This window comes from Rhodanobacter ginsengiterrae (assembly GCF_050026815.1).
Taxonomy (GTDB): domain Bacteria; phylum Pseudomonadota; class Gammaproteobacteria; order Xanthomonadales; family Rhodanobacteraceae; genus Rhodanobacter; species Rhodanobacter ginsengiterrae.
In genome coordinates this window covers 100,409-108,336 of the sequence record NZ_JALBWO010000043.1, presented here as the reverse complement: position 1 = coordinate 108,336, position 7,928 = coordinate 100,409, and the positions used below count along the sequence as shown (strand labels likewise).

6 protein-coding genes are annotated in these 7,928 nt (G+C 64.9%); all 6 read right to left on the bottom strand.

What is annotated here, in order from left to right; genetic code table 11:
• Positions 1–399: 399 nt before the first annotated feature.
• The 6 genes from ACQGNJ_RS03290 to ACQGNJ_RS03265 all read right to left on the bottom strand — a co-directional run bounded on the left by ACQGNJ_RS03290 (position 400) and on the right by ACQGNJ_RS03265 (position 7,885).
• Complete coding sequence (locus ACQGNJ_RS03290) at positions 400–801, bottom strand: hypothetical protein (RefSeq protein WP_426687804.1); 402 nt, start codon at positions 799–801, stop codon at positions 400–402.
• Positions 802–956: 155 nt separating this feature from the next.
• Positions 957–1,340: a hypothetical protein gene (locus tag ACQGNJ_RS03285; RefSeq protein ID WP_426687803.1), complete on the bottom strand. Its 384-nt coding sequence runs from the start codon at positions 1,338–1,340 to the stop codon at positions 957–959.
• A 474-nt stretch (positions 1,341–1,814) separates the two neighbouring features.
• On the bottom strand, positions 1,815–2,657 hold the full coding sequence (locus ACQGNJ_RS03280) for a sulfotransferase family protein (RefSeq protein WP_426687802.1): 843 nt from the start codon (positions 2,655–2,657) through the stop codon (positions 1,815–1,817).
• Between the two features lie 81 nt (positions 2,658–2,738).
• Complete coding sequence (locus tag ACQGNJ_RS03275) at positions 2,739–3,752, bottom strand: LacI family DNA-binding transcriptional regulator (RefSeq protein WP_426687801.1); 1,014 nt, start codon at positions 3,750–3,752, stop codon at positions 2,739–2,741.
• A gap of 16 nt (positions 3,753–3,768) precedes the next feature.
• Positions 3,769–6,495 (bottom strand): glycosyl hydrolase 2 galactose-binding domain-containing protein, encoded by a 2,727-nt coding sequence (locus tag ACQGNJ_RS03270; protein ID WP_426687800.1) that lies wholly within the window; start codon positions 6,493–6,495, stop codon positions 3,769–3,771.
• Between the two features lie 4 nt (positions 6,496–6,499).
• Positions 6,500–7,885 carry an APC family permease gene (locus ACQGNJ_RS03265; protein WP_426687799.1) on the bottom strand — a complete coding sequence of 462 codons (1,386 nt, stop codon included), beginning with the start codon at positions 7,883–7,885 and terminating at the stop codon, positions 6,500–6,502.
• Between the last annotated feature and the right edge of the window lie 43 nt (positions 7,886–7,928).

Here is a 7,928-nt window from a genome sequence, read left to right as displayed (position 1 = left end):
GCGTGCATGGTGCGGTCTCCTCTGGCTTCGTAACCCGTGAGGAATGACCGCATCATGCGCGCACTGTTCCCTCAGTCCGCACGCAAGGTGTTGATTGAGCGAGAAGATTCGTGGGGAAACCTCAGGGCCAGAGTCGAGTTTCCACAGCGCAATCTCCAAGAAAGTTCACTGTGACCCCTGTTTCGGTCATGCGGCTGGGTCGCGAGGCACTTGTGCGACGATGGTCGAGCACGCGCTTGAGCGAACTCATCGATCAGTTACGATACCCCAGCGCACAACTGCTGGATCAACTGGGAGTGCCGGCATAAAAACGTGGGGAAACCTCAGACTCTGAACCGGGTTTTGGGCACTGACTCGTGTTTTGCCCGGGTTTTTGGTGCGAAATGGTGACCCCGGCTTTCATCTGCGCAGCTGCCGACGCAGCTCTTCCTTCACGAACCCTCGAGCATCGAAGCCGAAACGCTGTCTATTGCTCGGAATCTGATCGTAAGCAAGCATTTTAGCGATAGTCGCCTGCACCACGTTGACTTGAGCATCGAACATGATCCGCTTCAACTCCGAAGCACCGAGACTCACATGGTGACCCTTTTCCAAGCTGACTCTGGCAATCATGCTTGTCCGGTAGCTCTTGAATTTTTCCCCAGTAAATTGATCCATAGATTGGGCGACGGAGCTCCGGATAAGCCCAAGAACCTCGGTGAAGCGTAGCCGCTGATCGTCGTCTAGCTCTCGGTTGGCGCGACTCGCAGCCTCATCCGCCGATGCGCCGTCGATCACTAAAGCGCGGTACAGCTCCGACATCGCTTCGCGCAGCCTAAAACTATCGGGGTCAGGTTCACTTAAGGCCGTGAGGAAATGAACCTGATCCAGATCTTGATCTCGACTTCCCTTGTGAGGCGGTGAGCCGCGGACGACACGCCCGCAGGAGCATCCGATCGAGCGACGTCAGCTGTATGTCAAGCAAGACGGAGCTGGCGAGCAGCAGCGTCGGCCGTGTCTTCCGGGCGCGTGTTGAATGCGATGACGGCACCTGGCGCTGCCTTATGGACAATGTTCACCACCGTCTCGAAAAGGGCCAAGCCTTTTGGCGGAATCCTGAGCCCGCCGCCGATCACGACACAGTCGTAAGTTGCGCTGCTCAGCTGTCTTTCAAGCATGGCCCCGCCGGCCTCATCGGGTGTGATCATGCACGTGTCGCCTTGCCATCCGCGTTCCTGGATCTTGGTGACAGCCACGGCGATACCGGCGTTGATCTTGCCCGCATCAAAGCCCGGCGGAAGCGACGGGTCGGAGAAATCTACCGTCTCCGGCTTCTGGCCAACGAAAAGGATGCGGGTCATTCGGTTGTCTCCATTCAATAGGATGAGTTGGAACGCATGACCATGGAAGCGGCAATCGATCTCGCCGAAAATGACCATCGCTCCCAGTGTGCAGCAGCGTCATGTCTGTCGCAAACAGACCCCAAAGCGTCAGGTCTTGTCTTGCCACCGATGACTCACAACTTGAGCACGCTTGCGCTTCAGCGCCGTTGCTCTGGCTGTTGCCGTTGATTTTGACGTTCACTCCCTTGTGAGGCGGTGAGCCGTGGACGACAGGCCCGCAGGGGAGTCGACACGATGTCGACTCCTTTTCGCCAGCACATGGATGTGCTGTCGAAAAGCCCGGCCGCGGCTCACGGACTTGTCGGGCGCAGCCCGGCAAGCGCCGAGGAGGTTGGCCATCTCTTTGGTGACTTTCTCTTGGCCATTCAAGAGAAAGCCACTCGACCTCCGCAGGAGGACGAAACGCTCTTGCTCTAAAACAGGCAACGCCTCCTACACAATCGGCACCTGACTAACATTGTTCTTCGGATCCATCCAGAACGACTCATTGACGAAGCGCGCAAAAATTTCGCGCGGCAAGATCGAGGTGCGTTCAACGGGTTCCACCTTCGGGCGCACCGTATGCAGCCCGGGCATGCCGACGCGGGCGTCGAACTCGTCGGCCTGGAAGGCGATGTTGTCGAAGTCATGCTCGAACCACGGCTCGCCAATAAACTGATAAACCGCACGCATCGCCGCCGCAGGATTCCGCACCAGGCTCTCGTACGTCAGCAGCAGCAGATGACCAGGCGCGTACTGCCCGTAGAACGCATCCTTGATCGCCTGGTAGGCGAAACCGACCATCCCGCGCGGGTCGGTCAGCGCCTCCACGCGTGAGTACACCGTGGTGTTGGTATCGAAGCGGAACACCTTGCTGACGCTGACCGGCTGGTTGCGCACCAGCCGCTCCATGCTGTCGAGCACCCACGGCAACGGGCGCACGCAGGCGATGACCTTGGCGGCGGGAAACAGCGTGCCCAGCAGCGGCATGCGGCTGCACCACAGGCGGCTGGTGTCGAACACGACGCCGGCGTCGGCCTGCGCTGCATAGAAATTCTCGACCAGACCGCGCAACATCGCCACGCGCTGCTCGTCGGAGACATCGAACGAGAAGTCGTTCTTGCTGCTCGCCTCGGCCATCACCATGCCCATGATGTCGGCCAGCGGGCTGGTCATGCCGGCGCGGAAACGCGGGTTCTGGTTGAGGATCGCCGCCAGCAGGGTGCTGCCTGAGCGCGGCAGGCCGGAGATGAAGTGAAACTTCCGGGCCGACTTCGCGACGTCGTGTGCAGACATGCAGGCACTCCTCTGGATCAGCGATGTGATGGGACAGGCAGCCCGGCCGGGGTGCCCATCGAATGGTACGCGAGCGGACGACTAGCGTGCGGGCGCGGGTGCGGTCGAGGCGCGGATGCGCATCTGGTAGTCGACCTCGACCATGCTCGACTCGCCCCTGTTCAGCACGCGCCGCAGCAACTCCTCGGTGGCGCGACGACCCATCTCGCGCACCGGCTGGTGGATCGTCGTCAGCGGCGGCCAGACCTGGGTCGCGATGGTGGTGTCGTCGAAGCCGCAGATCGACATCTCGGCGGGAATCGACACGCCGGCCTCCGCCGCCGCCCAGATCGCGCCGACGGCCATGTCGTCGTCGCCGGCGAACACGGCGGTCGGCCGCAGCGGCAGTGCCAGCAACTGGCGCATCGCTGCCACACCGGACTCGAACGAGAAGCGCCCCTGCATCATGTAGGCCGGATCTTCCTGCAGCCCGGCCCGCGCGAGGCCGTCGCGGTAGCCGGCCAGGCGCCAGATGCCGGCGCCGTGTTCGAGATCGCCGATGATATGCGCGATGCGGCGGTGACCCAGCGCCACCAGATGATCGACCATCGCCGCGGCGGCTTCGCGTTCGCGCAGCATCACGCCGATGCAGCCCTCGGGATGGCGCGGCGCGATGGAGGCGAACGGCACGTCGTGCCGGCGCAGGCAGTCAAGCAATTGCGGGTGGTCGGTCAGCGGTGGCGTGAGGATCAGTCCGTCCGGCCGCTGGCGCGACAGCAGATCCTCGACCCGCTCGACGAAGTCCGGCGAGGTCGATACCAGCGGCTGCAGCATCATGCTGTAGTGCTGCGCCTCGCACGCCTCCAGCACGCCGGCCTGCACCTCCATGATGTAGCTGGGCGAGCGGTTGTCGTACAGCAGGCCGATCATGAAGGAGCGATTGGTGGCCAGGCTGCGCGCCGAGGTGAGCGGCCGGTAGTTGAGCTCCGCGATGGCGGCCAGCACGCTCTGGCGCATGGCGGCGCTAACGTTCGGATCGTTGTTGAGCACCCGCGAGATGGTCTTCTTCGAGGTGCCGACGGCACGGGCGACGTCGGTGATGGTCACGCGCGCCATGCGGGTCTGTCCTGGTTCAATGCTTCGTTCCTTGCGCGGCAGTCACGCCTTCTTCCACGACGATCGGGAAGCTGCGCGTGGGCGCATTCCAGCCGCTGACCTCGACGATCGGTGCCGCGCCCCCCTGCCCTGCATAACGCGCCGTCACGGTCAGCGATTCGCCGGGCCACAGGGTCACGTCGTTGTCGCTCCACAGGATAGGAAGCACCAGTTTGCCACCAGCGGCCTGGCGGATCGACAGGTGCTGGAACAACGCCACGCCCTTGGCCGACGCAGGCATCGTCAGGGTCACGCTGACCGTTTCTTCCGCTCCCACATGCTGCATCGACGCGTGCACCTCGCTGGTCACCGCCGGCAGGGACTGCAATGCGGTGAGGTCCGCGTAGTGCGTCACCGGCGTGAGGTACCAGTTCGAATGCGCCCAGTCGAGCGCGTCCGCTTGGGCGGAGAGCCAGTACACGTTGCGGCTGATCGGACGGCCACCGGCGGAAGCGAGTTCGAGTTCGATGAAGTACGTCGGTGACAGGCCGGCCGGCACCGGCAGCGTCGCCACTTGCCGCGTGCCGTTGCCGGGCAGGTCAATGCCCTGCACGCGCCGCTCGTAGCGCACGCTGCCGTCCAGGTTGCGCAGGCGCAGGCGCGCCTGCAGGCCGTGCGCGTCGGTGAGCGTCTGGTTGACCAGCACCACGTCGCGCGTGTCATACGAGTATTGGATGTGCACCGGCTCGTTGGCCTTCTTCGCGCCGAAGTACGCGCCGGCCGGATTCATGTAGTAGTCGTACAGATGCCAGTGCAGCGACGGCCAGGCGTTGTTGAGCATCCAGTAGATCACGCCGGTCGAGGGGTTGGCCGCATCCATGTGCGCGTTGTACGCCTCGAACTGGGCGCGGGTGTTGTCGTAGTTGTCGAGCTGCGCCTTGGCCACATAGTCGGCGAGGCTCTTCGGCGCGCCATAGCGTTTGGCCAGCGCCGTGGCGAACGGCGCGATGCTGGAGAACGTCGACCAGTCGGCGGCGGCGTGATACTGGCGCAGCTCGGGATGCTTCCACAGCGCTTCCTGTTCCTGCAGCGACAGCATGCGGGTGAGGTCTTCCAGCCGCGGGATGTCGGCGCCCGCGCTGGTTTCGGAGTTGAAGCCGAACGCGCCACCCAGCTGGTCGGCGTACCAGTAGGAAGGCGGCACCCAGGCGTAGGGCCCGGTCATCTTCATGCCGGACGGCCCGGTCTCGGCGGTGGCCTTGTCGGTGGCCACCGCGATGATGGGCAGCGCCCAGTCTTCGGCGTGCAAGGTGTCGACGTACATCTTCGCGAGGGGCGGCGGCGGTGGGTTGTCGCTGCCGATCAGGAAGCCGATCACCGACGGATGGTTGCGCAGCAGGCGCGCTTCGCTGGCCATCGAGTCTTGCGCCACTTTCATGTCCGCCGCATCCCATGGCGCGCCGCCGGTCTTGGCGGCCGACTCCCATTTGTCGCAGCATTCCCAGCCGGCCAGGATCATGATGCCGTCGCGGTCGGCCAGCTCGTAGAAGCGCGCGCTTTCCAGCTTGCCCTCGCTGCGGATGGTGTTGAGCCCGAGGTTGCGCACGTAGCTGAACTCGGCCTCCATGCGCGCGGGATCGTCGCGCAGGAACATGTCCGGCGCCCAGCCGCCGCCGCGGATCAGGATCGGCATGCCGTTGACGAGGAACTGGCGATAGCCCTGCTTGGTCAGCCGGGAGCTGACGCTGCGGATGCCGAACGTGGCGCCGGCTTTATCGGACGTCGCGCCATCGACGCTGGCCGCCAGCTGCAGCGCGTACAGCGGATGGGCGCCCATGCCGATGGGCCACCAGACGTTGGGATGGCTGAGCTCGAGGCCGGGATCGGTCTTCGGCGTGAACGCGACAGTCTGCGTTTCGCCGGCGGCGAGGTGGATCGTCCGCTGCAGCGAAACGCCGGCCACCGTGCCGGTGATCGTCGCCTCGTGCGCCACCGTATCGAGATTGCGCGCCTCCACCTTCACGGTCAGCGCGGCGTGCGCGAGATGGGGCAGCGACAGCGCGGGCGTCACATGCGCAAAGCGCAGCTGCACCGGTCCGCTCTGCACGATGTCCACGCCGCGCCACGGGCCCATGTTGTTGTCCGGCGGCGTGGGGTTCCAGTCGACCCAGCCGATCGACAGGCTGCGGCGCGGGTCGTCCGGATGCACGCGCAGCGCGAGGATGTTGCTGCCCGCGTGCACCCACGGCGTCACGTCGAGCTCGTGCACGGGATAGGCGCCGGCCACCGTGACGTGGTCGGCGACCAGATGCCCGTTCACCCACACGTCGGCACTGGCGATCATGCCGTTGGTGTGCAGCAGGGTGTGCCGCCCGTGCTTCACCGCGGGCAGGACGAACTCGGTCCGATACCACCAGGGGTTCACGAACAGCGTGCCGCTGGCGTCGGGCGCCTGCACCGCACGCAGGTTGTCGCTGTAGAACACATCCTTGTACGCGTCGTTTTCCAGCAAGCCCGCCATCACCGTGGCGCGGCCGCTGACCGGGTACCAGCCCTGGGTGGCGTAGCCAGCGCTGGAAATCTCGGCGCCGCCTTCCTGCGCCTTGTCGCTGGCCTGGATCTGCCAGCCGGCCACGGCGGTGGTGACGCCGACGCCAGCGTCCACCCGCGTGGGCGCGAAGGTTCCGCTGCGCGCAGTCGGCACGGCCGCCGAGGCGGCCAGCGCGATCATCGATAGGAACACGGAGGTGGCCAGGAGGCGCATGGCGTCAGTCCTTCTCAAGATAGGCTTCACGGATTTCCAGTGGCGCGAACGGCCAGGAGCGGTTGACCTTCGCCCAGATCGCGAACACCACTAGGCCGGCGACGATCCAGATGCCGGACAGGATCAGCGACAAGGTGGACGCCGACACATAGACGTAGATCCAGCCCACCAGCGCGATCACGCACGGCACCGGATACAGCCACTGCCGGTACGGCCGGTGCAGCCCCGGCTGGCGTTGGCGCAGCACCACCAGCGCGGCGATCTGCGCGATGAACTGCACGATGATGGTCGCGGCCAGCAGCATGTTGATGACTTCGGTCAGGTCGAAGAAGGTGCCGACGGCCGTCAGCACGCCCATCGTCAGCAGCGCCACGTGCGGAAAGCCGTGCTTCGCGTGCAGCTTGCCGAACACCGACAGGAACACCTTTTCGTGCGCCGCCTGGAACGGCACGCGCGAACCGCCGAGCAGGCCGGCGAACACCGAGGCGAACGCGGTCACGATGATCAGCAGGGTCATCACCGCGGCCGCCATGTGGCCCCAGCTGTGCTCCACCACCAGCGACGCCACCGAGGTGGAGTGGGCGATCTCCTGCCACGGCGCCACGCCGAGCACGCTGATGTTGAGGATCAGGTAGACGAACATCATCGCGATCACCGAGATGATGATCGAGCCGGGCATGGTGCGGCCCGGGTCGCGCAGCTCGTCGCCCATGTAGGCGGTGGTGAAGTAGCCGAGGTAGTCGTAGATGCCGATGATCAGACCCGCGCCGAGGCCGACGAAGAAATGGCCGCCGAACACGCCGGCCGGATAGCTGAAGGCGTAGCTGGCATGGAAATCCGAGAAGCCCGCCGCCGACACGCCGACGACCGACAGCAGCATGATCACCCACAAGGCAATGGTGATCACGCGGATGGATTCGATCCGCCGGTACAGCAGCAGGGTGACGAGGGCCGTCGCCAGCAGGCTGATCAGATGCACCGGCCACCAGCCCAGGTGCGGGAAGAAGAAGCCCAGGTACTCGACCATGCCGATGATGCCGGTGGACATCAGCAACGGGATCGTCAGCAGCACGGTCCAGATGAACAGGAACGGCATCAGCTTGCCGGTGCGGTACTGGAACGCTTCGCGCAGGTAGACGTAGGTGCCGCCGGAGCCGGGCATGGCCGCGCCCAGCTCGGCCCAGACCATGCCGTCGGCGATCGCCAGGATGGCGCCGACGATCCAGCCGATCACCGCCTGCGGCCCGCCCATCGTGGCGACCATGATCGGGATGGTGATGAATGGCCCGATGCCGCACATCTGGGTCATGTTGATCGCGGTGCCGGTGAACAGGCCGATCGAGCGATGGAAGCTGCTGCCGCGGGCGGATTGTGTGCTGTTGGCCTGCATGTCAGCCCTGGCGTCGTGCGACGCGGCTAGGTGGTGGATGGAA

Bases quoted from the DNA above. Each gene is read 5' to 3' on its own strand.
- ACQGNJ_RS03280 (WP_426687802.1), bottom strand. From the start codon at position 2,657: ATGTCTGCACACGACGTCGCGAAGTCGGCCCGGAAGTTTCACTTCATC.
- ACQGNJ_RS03285 (WP_426687803.1), bottom strand. From the start codon at position 1,340: ATGACCCGCATCCTTTTCGTTGGCCAGAAGCCGGAGACGGTAGATTTC.
- ACQGNJ_RS03290 (WP_426687804.1), bottom strand. From the start codon at position 801: ATGTCGGAGCTGTACCGCGCTTTAGTGATCGACGGCGCATCGGCGGAT.
- ACQGNJ_RS03275 (WP_426687801.1), bottom strand. From the start codon at position 3,752: ATGGCGCGCGTGACCATCACCGACGTCGCCCGTGCCGTCGGCACCTCG.
- ACQGNJ_RS03270 (WP_426687800.1), bottom strand. From the start codon at position 6,495: ATGCGCCTCCTGGCCACCTCCGTGTTCCTATCGATGATCGCGCTGGCC.
- ACQGNJ_RS03265 (WP_426687799.1), bottom strand. From the start codon at position 7,885: ATGCAGGCCAACAGCACACAATCCGCCCGCGGCAGCAGCTTCCATCGC.